The organism is Kitasatospora sp. NE20-6, assembly GCF_045862635.1.
On the sequence record NZ_BPRL01000074.1, the window covers coordinates 1 to 17659 of the forward strand.

At 68.2% G+C, this 17659-nt stretch carries 11 protein-coding genes; 8 read left to right on the forward strand and 3 right to left on the reverse strand.

What is annotated here, in order from left to right:
- Positions 1-144: 144 nt before the first annotated feature.
- Positions 145-666, reverse strand: a complete 522-nt coding sequence (locus SNE206_RS34750) for a hypothetical protein (RefSeq protein ID WP_407917557.1) — start codon at positions 664-666, stop codon at positions 145-147.
- 272 nt (positions 667-938) lie between these two features.
- Between SNE206_RS34750 and SNE206_RS34755 the strand changes: the two genes are divergently transcribed.
- Entirely contained in the window at positions 939-1331 is a 393-nt protein-coding gene (locus SNE206_RS34755) for a cold-shock protein (protein WP_407917558.1), read from the forward strand.
- Between the two features lie 319 nt (positions 1332-1650).
- On the opposite strand, the gene SNE206_RS34760 is transcribed toward SNE206_RS34755, so the two are convergent.
- Positions 1651-3690, reverse strand: a complete 2040-nt coding sequence (locus tag SNE206_RS34760; RefSeq protein ID WP_407917559.1) for a chitinase — start codon at positions 3688-3690, stop codon at positions 1651-1653.
- A gap of 1085 nt (positions 3691-4775) precedes the next feature.
- Between SNE206_RS34760 and SNE206_RS34765 the strand changes: the two genes are divergently transcribed.
- Together SNE206_RS34765 and SNE206_RS34770 are read left to right on the forward strand one after the other, a co-directional pair.
- Complete coding sequence (locus SNE206_RS34765; RefSeq protein ID WP_407917560.1) at positions 4776-5141, forward strand: CAP domain-containing protein; 366 nt, start codon at positions 4776-4778, stop codon at positions 5139-5141.
- 160 nt (positions 5142-5301) lie between these two features.
- Positions 5302-6735, forward strand: coding sequence for a glycosyl hydrolase family 18 protein (locus SNE206_RS34770; RefSeq protein WP_407917561.1), 1434 nt, complete (start codon positions 5302-5304; stop codon positions 6733-6735).
- Positions 6736-7021: 286 nt separating this feature from the next.
- Here the strand turns inward: SNE206_RS34770 and SNE206_RS34775 are convergent, their stop codons facing one another.
- Positions 7022-7588, reverse strand: coding sequence for a hypothetical protein (locus tag SNE206_RS34775; protein WP_407917562.1), 567 nt, complete (start codon positions 7586-7588; stop codon positions 7022-7024).
- 990 nt (positions 7589-8578) lie between these two features.
- Between SNE206_RS34775 and SNE206_RS34780 the strand changes: the two genes are divergently transcribed.
- The 5 genes from SNE206_RS34780 to SNE206_RS34800 all read left to right on the forward strand — a co-directional run bounded on the left by SNE206_RS34780 (position 8579) and on the right by SNE206_RS34800 (position 17659).
- Positions 8579-9085 carry a PadR family transcriptional regulator gene (locus tag SNE206_RS34780; RefSeq protein WP_407917576.1) on the forward strand — a complete coding sequence of 169 codons (507 nt, stop codon included), beginning with the start codon at positions 8579-8581 and terminating at the stop codon, positions 9083-9085.
- Between the two features lie 62 nt (positions 9086-9147).
- Positions 9148-9855: an ABC transporter ATP-binding protein gene (locus tag SNE206_RS34785; protein ID WP_407917563.1), complete on the forward strand. Its 708-nt coding sequence runs from the start codon at positions 9148-9150 to the stop codon at positions 9853-9855.
- A 66-nt stretch (positions 9856-9921) separates the two neighbouring features.
- On the forward strand, positions 9922-12174 hold the full coding sequence (locus SNE206_RS34790) for an FtsX-like permease family protein (protein WP_407917564.1): 2253 nt from the start codon (positions 9922-9924) through the stop codon (positions 12172-12174).
- 181 nt (positions 12175-12355) lie between these two features.
- A complete protein-coding gene (locus SNE206_RS34795; protein WP_407917565.1) occupies positions 12356-13285 on the forward strand; it encodes a 4-hydroxy-3-methylbut-2-enyl diphosphate reductase in 930 nt (309 codons plus the stop codon).
- A gap of 357 nt (positions 13286-13642) precedes the next feature.
- Positions 13643-17659, forward strand: coding sequence for a cytochrome P450 (locus tag SNE206_RS34800; RefSeq protein WP_407917566.1), 4017 nt, complete (start codon positions 13643-13645; stop codon positions 17657-17659).

Genomic DNA, 17659 nt, shown 5'->3' on the forward strand with positions numbered 1-17659 from the left:
CTGCACTGGTCACGCTTCCGGCGACGAAGCCAGGCCCGCGCCCGCAAATCCCACTACAAACGCCGCGGACACAACCCCCAGATGCGGTTGCAGTATTAACAGGTCCTCCCGGGTTCCAGTCGCGGGTCGCCGTCCGGTTCGAGCTCACCAAGTGGGAGCTGCTTCGCGGTACCTCCCGGCGGTGCGCCGCAGGCCGAAACCCGCTGGCGACGCCCTCCGGTCATCCACGGCTGCCACGGCGGCGAGGCCCGCGACGGCCGACGTCGGGACGGTCCGAGCCGATGCGAACCGGAGAGCCGACTCGGCATGATCCGCCTTCGCCGGCACCTCCGGCAGGGCCTGTTCCAGACGAAGGATCAGATTCGGAAAGTCCTCGCTGGTCTCGCCCGGCAGGATGCAGTCCCTGCTGGACACCGTCCGGCTGCGGATACCGTCGCTCTCCGTCACCGGCCCGACAGTGGTACGGAGGTTGGGCTGCCAGCTCCGACCCCACAACTTGTGCTCCAAGGACAGCACCCAGCTGTCCTCGTTCACGTCCAGCCAGGCTTCCGGACGCCCAGAAACCACCCTTGAGGTTCCCCAGAGCCCTCGCACCACGGCCCGTTGCTCAAACTCGGCGGCCGTACTGACCACGGTGATCCGCCACGGACCGTGGAATGTGAGCATCGCAGTCCTCCGGGGTTCCTCGCACAGCTGTTTCGCCGGCGCCTACTTGGAACAACGGTGTCGCCCCTGCCACAGGTTCAAGCCCTTCGCCCTCCTGGACGGAAGACGCCTGTGGTCGGCGGACGGCCGCGGCGGTGCCGTCAGGCGGCCTCGCGTGCACGCAGTGCCACTCGCGGCGGCTTCCGCCGGCTGAACCCGAAACCTTCAGCCCACGTTAGATCAACTGGGTTTCGGATCGAGCCCGTTGAAACTGAGCGAGGTAGGACGTCACGATGGCTGTGGGCACCGTGAGCTGGTTCGACGACCAGCGGGGCTTTGGATTCGTTAAACCGGAGGACGGAGGTATGGACATCTTCGTTCACGCCCGGGTAGTGAAACAGGCCGGTCTGCAGACGCTGGAAAGCGGTGCCCGCGTCGACGTCGGAGTCGCCCAGAGCGGCCGTGGGCCGCAGGCCGTCTCGATCACGGTCCGCGAGCTTCCACGGCTGGCCACACCGGATTCCTGGACGGCCGAGAACATGCTGTCCGCGCTCGACGACCTCCTGCGCACCGTGGATTCGTTCACCTCACAGCTGCGCCGCGGAGAGAAGCCGAACCGTGGATCGCTGGTCAATATGGCCGACCTTCTCCGGGCCGTCGCCCGCCGGGTGGAGAGCAACGAGTAGCGGGGCCGACACGCAGAACCGCTGCCGGCATGGCGCCGCCGCGCCGGTCGACCGGCGCCCAGGGCCTGGGGCAGCAATTCCCCCGGGCACACCCAGAGACGCTGTGGAAGGACGCAGGGGCGGATCAGGTCGGCCTGGTCAAGAATCTGAACAGCTTTGCCCGGCACCCTGGTCGCTGGTCCGCGACCGGGGTGCCGGGCGTTGCAGGCCCCAGCAAGCCCCGCTTCCTCAGGCTGCCGTCGCCGACCGGGCCGCGCCAGGCCGGCGCCGTGGCTGGGCACGGAGGATCGGCCCGCGCCCGGCCCGAGGTATCACCCGACTACTCGGATGCCCGGAAGGCGCGCCGCCTACGGGATCCTGCCAGGCCCACGGCACCTCCGACCAGCATGAGCGCTCCGGCGCTCGCCACGATGATGGCGGTGGCGTCACCGCCTCCGGTCGAGGCGAGAGACTGATTGCCCTTGCCGTTGTCCGCCTCGGTGGTAGCGGGCGCCGCCGATGCGTGTCCCTGGCCTGCATCTGCCGCGTGGGTCGTCGACGGCTCAGCGGTGGTGGTGGGGCAGTGAGAGCCGGGCGCTTGGCACTGCTCGGGGAGTGTGGCAGAAGCGCTCGGTGTTGCCGACTCGGTGTCGTCGGGCGATGCCGTGTCACTGGGCGACGTGGTGGCCGTTGCCGTCGGGGTCGGGGTCGGGGTCGGGGTCGGGGTCGGGGTCGGGGTCGGCGACACGGTGGCCGTTGCCGTCGGAGTCGGAGTCGGCGACACGGTGGCCGTGGGCGACGCGGACACAGTGGGCGCGAGGGTGATGGAGGAGGACGTGGTGGCCGTGCCGGTGGGCACCGCAGATGTGGTAGCGGTAGCGGTCGGTGACGGGGTGCAGGTTGTTGCCAAGGTGCCCTCCGCCGTGGGGGTGGGGGACGGTTCGGCAGTAGAGCTCGCCTTGCTGCTGGCGTCGCCGCTCGGCCCGTCGTCCTGCCCGTCGTCGTCCTGCTCGTCGTCGTCCGGAGTTGCAGTAACCGCCGGCACCTCCGACACCGCATCCCGGATCTCGGTCTCACGGTCTCGATAGCTCGGAGATCCGGTCGAGACCGGCACCGCCGGCACCTCCGACACCGCATCCCGGATCTCGGCCTCGCGGTCTCGATAGCTCGGAGATCCGGTCGAGACCGGCACCGCTGGCACCTCCGACACCTTGCCCACGATCAGGCGTTTTTGGTAGTCCGGGCTCTCCTTGGGGGGTTTGGCGGTGGCGGTGGTTTTCTTGGCGCTGGGTGTCGTGTTGGGCTCTGTGGCGATGACGGAGTCCGCGCTTCCCGTGGTGACCGGGCATGCGGTACCGCCTGCAGGCAGCGGGCTGTAGTCGGCGTGGAATCCGGCGACAACCTTGGTGAAGTCGAATTCCGCCTGGCCGACACCACTGCAGGAAGACATGTCGGTCTGGCCTGCCGCGCATGGCCGGTCACGGTTGACGGCCCAGAAGGTGAATCGGGCCAACCGGTGGTCCGCCGCGAAGTCCCGGATCTCCTTGAACTCTGCGAGTGAGACCTGCTCCCCCGGCTGGTCCGTGAGCCCGTTCATCGAGGACAGACCGGAGTGCCGCCACGCTTCGGAGTCAGCGTAGTTGTACGCGCGCACCAGGGCGTCGTGCAGCCCGGTGACTGCCGAGATGGTGCCGTCCTTCATGGTGCCGGTGTATGCCTCGAAGTCGAACGGCATAACTGTCCAGCCATCCACCTCAAGGCCGGCCTTGGCCGCCTTCGCGATGAGGTCGTTGCCGGCCGCATCGGGACCACCCGGGTCCGTGCTGAAGGTCACGTACTCCATCAGGTCAGGGTTCTTGCCCTTGACAATCTTGAGCGCGTCGACGACACGCTGGCGCGAGTCAGGCGTGCCCAGCTCGGTATTCTCGATGTCGATGTCGATCGCCTTGAGCTGGTAAGCATCGATGACCTTCTGGTAGGCCGCAGCCAGTTCGTCGGCGCTCGTGCACTTCTCTCCGAGCTTGTTTCCGTCCCATCCTCCGACCGAAGCCAGGACGTCGCCGCCAGCGGCTCGGATCGCCTTGATGGTGGACTCGTCGGTACCGCCGAGCAACGGTCGCGTGCCGTCCCACTTCGGCTCGCAGCCACCGTCGGAGAGGATGAAGGCGAGGCTGAAGTTCTTGATCCCGGTGGCCTTCATCACGGCGACCGGGTCCTGCGGGCTCCCCCAACCCAGATACTCGTAGACGGAATTGAGGCCTACGGGGTCGGTCGTCGCAGCCGGCGCGTAGGACTGGGTGACTACGAACGCACCTCCGAGTGCAAGCGCGGCAGCAGCAGCCATTGCCTTTCTACGGTGGCTGCGGCGATGTTGTGTCATGTGAAATCTCCATGAGCAGGTCGAGGGAATGCGCGGCCGCGGACCGGCAGCGCAGTCTGCCGGGACCGCCTTCTGTTGCGGAGCCCGGCACGCTGTTCCCACTCCTTCGCCGAACCTCGATGGGAAGGAACCTATCGGCGAGGTGCTGCCTCTGTGCCGAGGCCGCGGGCCGGCGCCGGACCCGTCTCCGCTCCGCCGAGACATCCTCGGAAGTAACCACGTACCGATGGCGGCGGTGAGTTCATCGATCCTGGCCCGTTTCGACAGGAACATGATGATGCATCAGACCAGCTGCCCGGACCGAGGCTCCCGCGCTGCGCGCCGGTTCGGCTGAACCACCCTGCCCGTATGCCGCGTTGAAGGTCACAGCGACGACAGTCAGTTCTCCGGACGGTGCCGCGGCAGTGGGGCGCCCGCCCTCGTCCGGAGGCAGTCGCACAGGCGGAGGCGAAGAGGAGGTCGGGTTGAGCCAGATAGACCCGCTCGAACCGGGCTGGGGCGCCTCCGGCGACACCCTCCTTCTCTCCGAGACGCCTGGCGGCGTTCGTGTTCGCGCGAGCCTGCTCGTCGCTTCGAGGGCCGGGGGTGTCGAGGACTGCCGAATCCTCCTCGACGCTCTCGGCCTTCTTCCCGTCCGTACCGCAGGTGACGTCGTCGAATGCCCAGGCCACACGTCAGGTGCCTGACGGTACAGTGCCGCACCGGCTCACCCCGGTCCTGATCGCCGCGCCGAGCCGGACCCGTGTCACATGTCAGCCGGCCGGAAGGATCGACCCACCGAACCAGGCGTGCGGGGTGGCACCGGTCCGGTGGACCGGCTCAGCCTCCAGATCGTGCGCCGGACCACCCACCCTCACTCCGCCGGAGATTCCTTGCCGAAGAAACCGACCCGCGGAAACCGCAAAACCGCCCGCACCCTACCCCAGCGGCGCTCACCGTCGACCGGGGCTCGGCTGCCCCGGCGACAGCAGGACATCCACCCACCCGCTCCGGAGGACGACGGTGCGGCCCCCTCCAGCGGCGGCGGCTGGAGCGGGGTACGAGAGGTCGGCAGCAGCGCTTGGCGTAAGCGTACGGAGGATGCCGTGGTCGTCCTTGTCAACGAGCACCGGCAGAAGGCCGGGCTCACCATCCTCACTGTCGACGAGCGGCTGCGCGTCTCCGCCCGGCAGCACAGTGCGGACATGGCAGCCCGCGGGTACTTCGCCCATGTGTCGCCGGACGGTTCGACACCCACCGACCGGATACGGGCGGCAGGCTACCCGTGGCCCGGCGCCGAGAATCTCGCCAAAGGCCAGCTCACACCGCACGAGGTCGTACTGGCCTGGTGGAAGAGCCCCGGACACCGGAAGAACCTCCTGCACCCCAACGTCAGAACTGTTGGTGTCGGCCTCCACCTCGCCGGGCCGGAGGGCCCTTGGTGGACCCAGCACTTCGGCTACACGGCCTGACCGGCCTGTTCGCTCCGGAGGCGGGGTGCGAGGCCACCGATCGGCAGGAGCCATCCGCGACGGCTCGGGCGGTGCTGAACCCCACGATCGGCAAGCGCCGTTGAGCGGGGAGATACGGGCCGTTCCATCGCTCGGAGCGGCAGGACAGGATGGGACGTCAGTGAAGCGAATTCTGAGCGCTGTTCTCACGGTGACGGCGGGGCTGGGCCTGGTGTCGGCGCCTTTGGCCGGCACAGCGCTAGCCGCCCCGGGGGCAGGGGCACCACGTGCGATCACCGTCGATGCCTGGGTGTACCCCGGGCCTCGGGGATCCGCGACATGCAGCGCTCCTGCGGAGTACGGAGACGGCCGTGTCCGGACAGGTGCGCTGAAGGCCGAGTACTACACGATCGACCGCAGGGGCACCGCGGTACTGCTGCCCGCGTCCGATCCGGACTATGCGTGCAACGGCTACAGCCCGGCAAATGCCGCCGACGTCCGGGCGCATTCCGCTCACCAGTACGTGACCGTTTCGCTCGCCGACCTCGACTCCGAGCGGGCGCTCACGAGCTCCCCGCAGAAGCGGGCCGCCGCGATCACTGCACTCGTCGACTTCGCCCGCAGCATCGGATTCGGCGGGATCGACATCGACTTCGAGAACTACTGGGCATGGACGAGGGATGACCGGGCCAATTTCTTCACCTTCCTGACCGAGCTCTCCGCCCAGACCCACCGATCGGGCCTGTCCACCCAGGTCGAGGGCCCCCCGGACCTCACCACCGGGTTCAACTACGGAACTGCACTGGCGGCCGGCGTCGACCAGGTGGTCCTCATGGCATACGACCTGGAGTACCAGACGCCGAACCAAGCACCGCCCTGCCTTCCGTTCGCCCCGCTGGACTGGGTGAGGGAGCTGGTCGGTGGGGCGCTGGAACAAATACCGGCCGACCGGCGCTCCCGACTGGTCGTCGGACTGCCTTCGGAGGCGTACACGGCCCCCGGTGACTGCCATCGCATCAAGGGCAACCTGGCGATGGAGGACCTGCGCCGCGCACCGGGATTCTCGACCGACCCCCAGGTGGTCGCCGATCGGCGGGATCCCGGGTCGGGCGAGGTCCGGTGGAGCTCTGGCGGCACCTTCTATAACTACGTGGATCAGGTCGCGCTGGATGCCAAGCTGGCGGTGGTGCGCGAACTCGGTGTCTCCACCGTGTCGGTGTGGGCCCTGGGCGGTGGAAATGCCTGGTTCTCGAAGGCCGCGTCGGGGAGCGACGCGGGTGCGCCTCCGGTGTCCCGGCCCGGCTCGGACACCTCGGCATCCCCTACGGCTTCCGCTGGGTCTCCTGCCACGAAGGGGGAATTCCCCGAGGAGAGTGCGAGCGCCTCGGCATCCGACGCCGCCTCACCCCTGCCGCCAGAGGTGGAAGTCCCAGGGATCATCGGTGACGCAGCAAGCGGCCGACGGGACGCACAGTCGCTCGCGGCCACCGGAGGGGGCGTCTCCCCCGGGGTCGGGATACTGATCGGCGCCGTCGTGATCCTGCTCGGCACGGCGGCCCTCGTCGGCTGGCGGATGGCACAACACCGGCAGAACGGCGCGCGGCGGAAGGGATGACCCCAGGCGCACACACCTGACGCCACCGGTGTCCCGGTCCGGAGACGATGCCTTCCGCGACCTCGAGCGGTTTTGGGCGAGCCCCTCGACGGCGAGGCTTCACGCCAGATGTCCGACCGTGCGGGTCAGGCGGCCGGGGCCCGGGCGGCGCCAGCCTGACCAGCCGCCACCGGGCCCCGGCGCCCTGCAGCCCCCCGCTTCCGTCCATGGCTGCCCGTACCACGGAGATCGGCGTCGTCATGCGGCGGACGGTGGTCCGCGTACGGCGGGAGGCGGCTCGTGCGGTTCAGCCCGCAGGTCGGATCTCGTACACTTCCCGTCCCCAGCCCGAGTTAGTCTCCAGGGAAAGCCCCCGCCGCTCAAGCCTAGGCAGCACACGTAGGATCCTGCCACGCAGGGCCTGAAGGCTCATCGGGCGACCGGGCGGCCCCAGAAGTGTGCGAACGTCATGGCAGCAGAAGGGCCCCCGTTGGCGCGAAAGCAGGTCAAGCAGGACGCGCTGCGACAGCTGGTGCGCATCCTCGGAACGGCCGGACGGGATGGATTCCGCGGCCCCCCGGCCGCACCCGACCGGCATGCCTGACGCCGAGGCACACCATCGGCGGTCGGCCGCAATGCGGGCGATGAGTTCGACGGGCGAACGGTCCCTGCCCAGCACGTTGACCGCGCCTGCATCAAGGAGGGCCTGCGGATTGGTGCCCGGCGGTACAAGGACGGTCAAGCGGGTCATCGCCCGCAGCGCCCTGACCTGGGCGACAAGGGTTTCCGAATCATAGGAACGCGGAGCATCCAGCACCGCGAGATGAGGATGATCCAGAAGTTTCTGGTGCCCTCGCGCGGTTCCCCAGTCCATGACCTCCAACGCCCACCTGCCTCTCCGGCGGAGTTCGCCGATCAGTGGGGTGCTGGCAGCCCGGTCGAGTGTGATCAGGTACTGGACGGTTACAGCTGTGCCCGTCCCACGTGGCTCGCCGCGCGCGGCGAGATCTGCCCCACTTGCTAACCCTCGAAAGTCGACCGCCGCGTGCTGGGATCGTCCGCGGGTCCGCTCGAAAGCGAGGCGGGATCGGGAAGGGCGTTGAACCATGGTGCCGTCGAGCAAAACCGGTCCGGTGGCTGCAGGGTTGCTTCGCATGCGTTGGGGTTCTCCGGCGGGTGGGATCGGGAAGGATCCGACGTGTGTGAAGGAGTGCCCGCCCCGTGGGGTCTACGGGGCGGGCCGAGCCGGCGAGGGGTGCCGGCTACTGCTCCGCTCGGCGGGCGGGTACGCCCCGCGCGGAGCCCCTGTGCGGTCCGGGAGAAGGGGTTGGCCCCCGGTTCTAGGTCTGAGTCGCTCGGACTGCCGGATGTGGCAGCACAGCGGGCACACGGCCGGTCGGCCGGTGAGCAGCAAGCCGCGGGTACGCCTTCCGGCCGTCGGCAGCCGTGCATGTCGTCATCAGTCGCTTCTCCTGCGCAGCCGGGCCACCGTTCCACTCGCCCCCGCGGGCCTTATGCCTATGTGTCAGGTACGGGCGCGATGCATGGGTCGATGACGATGCCGTGGATAAAACGATGAACGGGAGAGCCTGCTGCAAAGGTTCACTCGGTAGGTACCTAACGGCTATCTACTCTCACGCTCGGCCCAGGTCCAGCCGTCCCCCTGACACCGCGAGTGCTGGTACGGCGCAGGCAGCGACGGCGTGCAGCTCCGTGATGGCCGATTTCTGCCCGTTCTCGATGGGGTTCTCGCGTGATGCGCCGCCTCCATGGTGGAGACTGGACGGCGAATCTGCGCACCATGGTGTGAGCATTGATCGTCTCCAGAGTCCGAGAACAGGCCCGGAAGAAGGTGAGTCCTCCGTTGCGCCTCCCGCTGCTGGCGCTGCTGGCGAAGGAGCCGGCGTACGGCTACGAGATCAAACAGTCGCTTGAGCGCACCTTCGGAGCGGCGTACCCTCAGCTGAACATCGGTCAGATCTATGTAACCTTGACCCGTATGGAGAAGACCGGGCTGGTCTGCGGGCGTGAGATCGTGCAGGCCCGGAAGCCGGACAAACGGGTCTACGAAATCACGGAGACCGGTAGGCAGGAACTCACCAAGTGGTTCGCCGAGCCCACAGAGGGCCCCCGGGTACGTGACGAGTTCTTCATGAAACTCGTCCTCGCCCCGGACACCGACCTTGCCGACCAGCTGACACTGATCAACAACCAGCGTCGGCACTACCTCAACCTGCTGCGCGGTCTCAACCACCTTGCTGCCGGCGAGGACCGGGAAAGCCGTGTCTCTCATCTGCTCATCGAGGGAGCCGTCCTGCACCTGCAGGCAGACCTCGACTGGCTGGAACGCTGCCAGGAGGAACTGACGTGACACCCTCACCACCCATAGCCGATCCCCTTCTGGAGCTGGTCGCAGCATCCAGGACCCACGGCATGGGCACCGCGGCGCCGATACCAGCGGTACGGAGCGTCGACCTGACTATCTCGGTCGGCGAATTCATCGCTGTGACCGGGCCGTCAGGGGCCGGGAAATCGACCCTCCTACACATGATGGCCGGGCTGTACCGTCCGGACAGTGGCGAGATCCGGCTGCGCGGACGCCCGGTGCACGGCGCCCGCGAGGCGGAGTGGGCCGTACTGCGCCGCAGCTTCGTCGGGATCGTCTTCCAGTCCGGAAACCTGCTCCAGGACCTCACCGTGGCGGACAACGTCGAACTGCCCGCACTGCTCGCCGGCAGTTCACCCAGGGCCGCCCGTGAGCGCCGGCGCGAACTACTCGACGAACTCAAGCTCTCGGAGAAGGCCACCAGCTCCCCAGGCATGCTGTCAGGCGGCGAGCGGCAACGGGTCGCGTTGGCCCGCGCACTGGTCAACCGGCCAGCCCTGCTACTCGCGGACGAGCCGACCGGAAGCCTCGACAGCCGCAGCACCGGAGAGGTTCTGTCACTGCTCACCAGGCACCACCAGGACGGCGGCACGATCGTCCTGGTCACCCATGACGCCAGGGTGGCCAGCAGCGCCGACCGGGTCATCAGCCTGTTCGACGGGAGAATCGTCGACGATGCCCGCCTCGCCGATCCGCATCCGGGTGACGGCAGTCCCGCACCCAGCGTGAGCGACGTCATCCGGCTCGGCGGCTGAGGGATGCGAGCAGCCTTTCGTTGGATACGCGCGGACCTTTGCTCCCACCGCTTTCCCGCCGTCCTGGTGGTCCTGGCCACGGCGGGCACGGTGACGGCGCTCCTGCTGGCCGGTGCTCTCCTGGACAGTGCCGCCGGCTCGTGGCACCAACGATTCACCCGCGCCCACGGGGCCCACCTGTCGATCGAGATCACCGGGGAGGCAGTCGGCGGAGACCTGAGCGGGCTGGACGGTGTCGTGGAGGTCGGGCGGCCGTTGCACACGGCCTCGGCCACCCTGGTCGGTCACAACGACATCGACATCGGCGGCGGCGCCGACCAGATCCCCCTGACCCTGCGCGGGGCCGAACCTGAGCCACCGACTGTGTCCAAGCCCCTCCTCGTCGCCGGTACATGGCTCGCCGGACCGGACCGCGACAGCATCGTTGTCGAGCGGTCGCTGGCCCTCGCCGCATGGATCCAGGTCGGCGACCATCTCACCGTGCGCGGATCCGGCAGAACGCCGGAGATTCTCCATGTCGTCGGGATCGCCGAGAGTCCGGACCGGACACCCTTCCCCGACGTAGGAGCCGGACTGGTCTGGGTACCTCCCGTGGCGCTCGACCTCATCGAGCCCGATCCCGGAAGGCAGGGCCTGGCCATCGAGCTGCGGCTGAAGGACCCCGGACGGGCACGAGCGGTCGCCCAGGCCGCTGTCACTACCATCGGGCCGTCACGGATCGGCCGTGTCTCGACATGGATAGAAGCTCGCGACGCCTGGCAGCGCGACGACCAACTCGCAGGACTGCTGCTCGGGCTCTGCGGTCTGACGTCCCTGACAACCGCAGCGATCGCCGTGGCAGGGGCATCGGCGGGGAGACTACGGGGCAGACTCGGCGACATTGCCGTTCTCAAGGCGCTGGGATTCACACCGGCCCAAGTCGTCAAGCTCTTCGTCTTCGAGCACGCACTCCTGGCGGGCAGCGGCTTCCTGGCCGGGTCGTTCGCGGCCGCAATCCTGTTGCCAAAACTCTCTCCCGACGGCAACTTCGGATTCTCCGCCGCTCCCGGAGGCACCGCAGCAGCAGCGATCGCCACCGCTCTCGGAATGATCGCCGCGGCAGGAGCGATACCGGCACTTCGCGCATCCCGCGCCGCACCGGTTCCACCACCTGACGGCGCGCTACCCCTCGCGAACCGACCAGGAGCGGCCCGGCTGGCCATGCTGTGGCATCTGCCGCCGGCGATCTCGCTCGGAACACGAGCGGCGCTGGACCGCAGATTCCGTTCGGCAGTGGCGGTCTTCCGGCTCGCGGTACCTGTGGCTGTCTGCTGCCTCGCGCTGACGACCTGGTCGACCCTTGAGGCATTCGAGGACCGGCCCGAATCGATGGGGCTCGGTGCAGCACTGACCGTTCGCGGGGTCAACAGCACCAACCAGACGGAAGTGGCGCGCATCCTGGCCCGCCGACCCGAAGTGGTGGACACGTTCCCGGGAACGGAGCTCGAAGCACTCGCTGTGGGCAGGTCGGCCACGCTCACGCTTCGCGCACTCGGCAGCCCTCCCGCGCCATACCCGTTCTCTGTTGTCGAGGGCCGCCAGATTGAGGCGGCCGACGAGGCTGTGGCTGGCCAGGGCGCGCTTGATCTTCTCGATGCGAAAGTCGGCCAGCGGGTGCTGGTGAGTACCGACGGCACCATAAGGAACCTTCACATCGTGGGACGAACCCTGGAGCCCGCCCGTGGCGGGCGGGTACTGTCCGTCGGCCTGGACACACTGGACCGCCCGCCGAAGCCGGGCCAGCCCGAGTTCCTTGCCGTGATACTGAAGAATCACGCCGACGCCGAGCCCGTACGGCGCAGCTTGGCGGCGGCGGGGGGAGGGCATCTGGATGTACGACCGATACCCAACCCGTTCGGCCAGCTGCCTGCCCTGCGAGGCGCTGTGGTCGGCCTGGTACTGCTTACCGCACTTGTTGCCCTGGCCGAGTTGCTGACAGCCGCGTCGGTAGGGCTGAGGGAGCACCGGCACGATGTCGCCCTGTTGCGCGCGATCGGGTTGGCTCCACGCCAGGTCGTTGCCTTGCTGGCCACGCGCGGCGCTGTACTGGCCAGCGCAGGTGTGGCCACGGGGATGGCTGCCGGGGTTCCGCTCACCCTGTGGTTGATCGACTTTCAGGGGGCGGTGAGTGGTGTCGGTGCCGGTATCGCCCGAAGCCCGAGCGCATCCGTGCTGCTGACACTGGCTGCACTGGCAGTGGCAACGGCTGCCCTGACGTCGGCACTGCCTGCGATGCGAATCGCGTCGACGCCGGCAGGGAACGCGCTGCACAGACTCTGAACGGGCCCGACCGGGATCGTCGGCCGTCCGGTCCGATCGCCGGGTGCGGCCGGTCGTGGCCGGTCCGGGTGCTGGCCGGGAACACGTTTCACAAGGCGAGATTCCGGGGCAGGTGTGAACCCCGGGTCGAGCGGGGCCCGTAGGGCGGGGAAGATGCAAGCTGCCCCGAGGAGGCCTGGTTATGGGCACCGTTCTTCTGGCCGAACCCCGTGCCTTCTGCGCCGGCGTTGCCCGCGCCGTCAAAACCGTCGAACGCGCACTGGAACTGCACGGCGCGCCCGTCTATGTACGCAAGCAGATAGTCCACAACCGGCATGTGGTGCAGCGGCTCGAGCAGGCAGGGGCGGTGTTCGTGGAGGAGGCCGACGAGGTACCCGAGGGGGCATTGATGATCCTCTCCGCCCACGGTGTGGCCCCCGCGGTCCACGAGCAGGCCGCCGCACGGGGTCTGCGCACGGTGGACGCAACCTGCCCACTGGTGACGAAGGTGCATCGCGAGGCGAAGCGCTTTGCCGACGAGGGGTTCGACATTCTGCTCATCGGCCAGACCGGGCACGAGGAGGTGATCGGCACCATGGGCCAGGCACCGGGAAGGGTCCACCTCGTCGGCGGTGCGGGGGACGTCGGATCAGTGACGGTTACCGACCCGGCCAAGGTGGCTTGGCTGGCTCAGACCACTCTCACGGTGCACGAGACCGAGCAGACCGCCGCGCTGCTCCGACAGCGGTTCCCGCTGTTGCAGGACCCTCCGAGTGATGACATCTGCTACGCCGCACAGAACCGGCAGGCGGCAGTCCGGCAGGTGGCTGCGGAGGCCGACCTGGTGTTGGTGGTGGGTTCGGCGAACTCGCATAACTCCCACTGCCTGGTCGACGTGGCGAGGTCCTGCGGCTCGTCCGCCCACCTGATCGACGATGCGCACGGAATCCAGGAGGAGTGGCTGGCAGGCGTGCAGGTGATCGGAGTGTCCGCTGGCGCCTCGGCACCGGAGGACTGTGTCGATGGCGTGGTCGCCCGGCTTGCGCTGCTCGGCTTCGGCGACGTTCGAACGGTGGCCGTGACTGAGGAGAATCAGCACTTCGCGCTCCCTCGGGAGCTGAAGGCGGGGTAGCGCCGCTATTACGCTGGTCCCTGGCACGTTCGGAGCGCCGCAGCCTGATCCGCTGCGGCGCTCCTTGCATGTGTGCTCGGGCGGCCGGACCGTCGTGCACGCCTCGGAAGAACAATGCTACTGGCACGTACGGATCGGTCGCCCAATCACGACTGGCACCTGTGCGAGAATCTTTACATAGAACTAGTCGTTCGTGCGAGTGGACGCCATCTTCGGTCACCTATTATCGACAGACCGGTGCGCGATCGCACGATGTCGCACTGTGATGGATCGCACGAGGAGAGGCAGGGAATTGCAAGCGCCAGAAAGTGTTCTGCCACGATGACTCCTGGGGACCTTGTTCTGGATAGCGTTCGAGTGCTGCTTCTCGGTTCAATCGAATTCCGGGACGACACGGGGGTGGTACTGGACATCGGAGGACCCAAGCGTCGAACGGTCCTCGCCGCATTGGCGTGGGAAATGAACGACTCGGTCTCTGTCGACCGACTTCTCAACATAGTCTGGGACGGTCGGCCACCGGCTCAGGCCAGAGCAGCCCTCCATGGGCACGTCGCGGCGCTCCGCAAAGTGCTGCCCAAGGAGTACGCCCTCGAGACCGTCCCCACCGGATACCGCCTGACAGGTGACAGGCTCCGAGTGGACGCGCACCGCTTCGAGGAACTGCGTGCACAAGCAGCCAGCGAACCGGATCACGGACAGCGGTCACAGATGCTCCAGGCCGCGCTCGGCCTGTGGCGTGGTGCGGTGCTCGCCGATCTTCCCCCGGGCGAGTTCCAGCGGACCATCGGTGATCATCTGCACAGCAGCAGAGTTGCTGCAGGCCTGGCATGGGTCGAATGCGAGCTCGCCCTCGGAACCGGAGTGCGCGCTGTGCCCATGCTGGAGGCTGCGGTCCGTTACAACGGCCTGCGCGAGGATCTGGCGGCCGCCCTCATGCGCTGCCTCCAGCAGGCTGGACGACAGGCCGAGGCCATGGACGTCTACCAGCGCACCCTGGCCAGGCTCCGGGACGAGCTTCAGATCAGCCCCGGGGATGTTCTGCAGGCAGCGCTCAGCGACATCCTTGCGACGGCGCCCGCCGACAGTGCGCCCTCACCCGATGCATCCGCCGCCGCGCTTACGGCCCCTGTTGCCCACCCGGGGACAAGCATGAGCACGCCTCACCAGCTCCCCCGGCTCACCGGCGGCTTCATCGGCCGCGCCGAGGAGAACCGTTGGCTCGACGAAGCGGCCTCGGTCGAACAACCCGGCGGCTCCGCCCTCGCCGCAATCGTCGGACCGGCTGGCATCGGGAAGACCGCCTTCGTCGTCCAGTGGGCGCATCGCAACCTGGCGCGATTCCCCGACGGCCAGCTCTTCGCCGACCTACGCGGCCTCGACGAGCAGGAGCCGCAAAAACCAGGATCTGTGCTTGCGCACCTGCTGCGCGGGCTCGGCACAGCGGAAGCTGACATACCGGCCTCCACACGGGACCGCTCACTGCTCTTCCAAAAACTCACCCAGGACCTGCGTCTCCTGGTGGTGCTGGACAATGCTGTCACAACCACCGATCTGCAACCGCTCCTCCCCAGTGGCCGACATTGCGTCACCCTGATCACCAGCCGGGCAACGCTCCTCGACCTGATCGCCCAGGAGGCCCCGGCATGGCGGACACTGGGGGCTCTTCCTCAGGCGGACGCCGTGGGCGTCATCGCCGCAGTGATCGGTTCCCAGCGAGTTGACGCCGAACGGGCGAGTGCCGAGCAACTGGCCGAACTCTGCGACCGCCTTCCGCTCGCTCTGCGGACCTGCTCGGCCCGTCTGGCCGTGCTGCCGAACTGGCGCCTGTCCCAGCTCGTCACGGAGATCAAGGACGAACGGACCCGCCTCACCGGCCTGGACACTCCTGGCGGCATCGGTGTCCGTGCAGCTCTCAGCCTCACCCACCGCCAGCTGTCCGCCAATGCCAGCCGTCTGCTGTCGCTCCTCGGCCTGCAGCCCGGCGACGAGATAAACACCGGCCAGGCCGCTGCCCTCCTCGGCTGCGAGCCTCCACTTGCCCGCCGGGCCCTGGGCGGCCTGACAACGTTCCACCTTCTGGCCGAGGCAGGCCCCGGCCGCTACTCGCGCCCTCCGCTCGTACGGCTGTACTCGCAACACCTGCTGGCGGAGACCATCCCGTCCTCGGAGGCCGACCAGGCCTTCGCGCGTCTGCTCGACCACTACCTCGCTCTCACGGCGGCCGCAGCCGGTCAACTCACAGAGCAGACGTGGTCATTCGAGAGCCCGCAGCCACTGAACGGCCTCCGGGCAGGGCACGAAGGCTCCTTCCCGACCGACGTACTCCCGTGGTTCCGCACAGCGGAGCCGACGCTCCGTGCCCTGGCCGGCGAGGCTGCCCGACGGCGCAACCATCAGCACACATGGCAGCTGGTCGAGAACCTCTCTGTGCTGTACCAGCTCAGCGACATGGCCGATCTCTGGGTCGAGGCGACGTACATCGGCCTCCGGTCCGCCCATGAGCAGCGCTACGGCGAGGCCGTCGTTCGGATGCGCAGCCAACTGGGCGCAGCGCTCACGGAGACCGGTCGGCTGGGGGCTGCTCTTCCGCACCTTCTGGTTTCGACGGAGGAAGCAGCACTCCATGGTGATCCGCGGCTGGTTCTGACCGCACAGGTGAGACTGGGGTTGGCCTACGAGAGGTCCGGTCAGCCGCCCGATCAGGCGCGGCGTGTACTGTCCAAGGCTGCCGTCCTCGCTCGGGAGGTTGGTGACAACTGCGCTCGAGCCGGTGTGGAGCACCACTTGAGCCGGGTTGCGCGCAAGGATGGCAGCCCGTCGGCTGCGCTGTGGCATGCGGATACCGCACTTGCCCTGTTGGCCGGTGAACCGGCTGTCCATGCCATGTGGCCGCTGTTCGACCGAGCTGCCGCCCTGTTCGGGCTGGGACGTGCGGCGGATGCGCTGGAGCCGGCGGAACGCGCCGTGGAGCTCGCAGAGACCCGCGCCCGAGCCGCCGGTCCTGCGGAGTTCGGGCCGCTGCTCGATCGGATTCGCACGCGGCTCGATGTGCTCGATCGTGCCGCGAGCCGGTCCTCGCGTGAACCTGTGGGCGGATCCGCAGTGGGGCGAACTGCTCATCGGCAGCCCTGTCCCGCAGAGGCACCCTCGCGCGCGTCGGCGCCTGTCATCGTGCTCGACCCGAATGCCGTCGATCGCGAGGGTGAGTGGTCACGGCTGAGCGCTGCCGGCCCGGTCGCCGCGGTCGAACTTCCCGGCAAGGTGGAAGCCTGGGCGGTCACTCACCATGTGGTGGCCCGTGAGCTCCTCGGCGACCCGAGGTTCGTCAAGGACGTCAACCGGTGGGCGGCGTGGCGTAGGGGGGACGTCCCGGCCGGATGGTCGCTCAGCGCCGCCGTCAATCCGACGCGCAGCATGGTGACGGTTGACGGCGAGGACCACCGTCGACTGCGTGGCCTGACCGCTGCCGCACTCACCCCGGCCAGGGTCGAGGGTCTGCGGCAGCGAATCGTGGAGATCACCGACCAGCTGCTGGATGAACTCACCGCAGGCCGGGAGGAGGCCGTCGATCTCAAGGACAGGTTGGCATTTCCGCTGCCGATGCGAGTGATCGGAGAGCTCTTCGGCCTCGATCCTGCCGACAGCGGTGTCCTGCGCGATTTGTACGCGTCGCTGTTCAGCAGCGTGACCGCACCACAGGAAGTGCTGGCCACGATCGGTGCGATCAAGGACTTCTACCGGCGCCTGGTCGAGGACAAGCGGCGCCGGCCTGGGGACGACCTCACCAGCGCGCTGATCGAGGCGGGCGAGAGCGGGGGGAGACTCAGCGACGAGGAGTTGCACGGAACCCTGAGCGTCATGGTCGCGGCCGGCCATGAGACCACGGCCAATCTCATCGTCAACGCCGTCTGGGCCTTGTGCACCCACCCTGAGCAGCTGCAGATGGTCCTCGACGGGACACACAGTTGGAAGGACGCGGTCGAGGAAACCCTTCGATGGGCGTCGCCCGTCAACAACTTCCTCTTCCGGTACGCCACGGAGGACGTCAAGCTGGGTGGCGCGCTGGTCCAGGAGGGTGAGCCGGTCATGGTCGCCTACGGCGCCATCGGACGCGACCCGGTGGAGCACGGTCCGGACGCGTCCCGCTTCGACATCACCAGGGCAGGGAGCAGGCACATGTCGTTCGGGCATGGACCGCACGCCTGCCCGGGGGCCCACCTCGCCCGGCTGGAGGCAGGGATCGCGCTGCCTGCTCTGTTCCGACGCTTTCCCGATATTCGGCTTGCCGTCGCTCAGGAAGAGTTGGCACCTGCTCCGGCAATCTCCCTGAACAGCCTTCAGATGCTCCCGGTGCGTCTCGGAACGCCCCGCTGA

Coding starts and splice junctions, on each gene's coding strand:
- SNE206_RS34760 (WP_407917559.1), bottom strand. CDS start 3,690: ATGACACAACATCGCCGCAGCCACCGTAGAAAGGCAATGGCTGCTGCT.
- SNE206_RS34795 (WP_407917565.1), top strand. CDS start 12,356: ATGGGCACCGTTCTTCTGGCCGAACCCCGTGCCTTCTGCGCCGGCGTT.
- SNE206_RS34775 (WP_407917562.1), bottom strand. CDS start 7,588: ATGGACTGGGGAACCGCGCGAGGGCACCAGAAACTTCTGGATCATCCT.
- SNE206_RS34750 (WP_407917557.1), bottom strand. CDS start 666: ATGCTCACATTCCACGGTCCGTGGCGGATCACCGTGGTCAGTACGGCC.
- SNE206_RS34785 (WP_407917563.1), top strand. CDS start 9,148: ATGGGCACCGCGGCGCCGATACCAGCGGTACGGAGCGTCGACCTGACT.
- SNE206_RS34755 (WP_407917558.1), top strand. CDS start 939: ATGGCTGTGGGCACCGTGAGCTGGTTCGACGACCAGCGGGGCTTTGGA.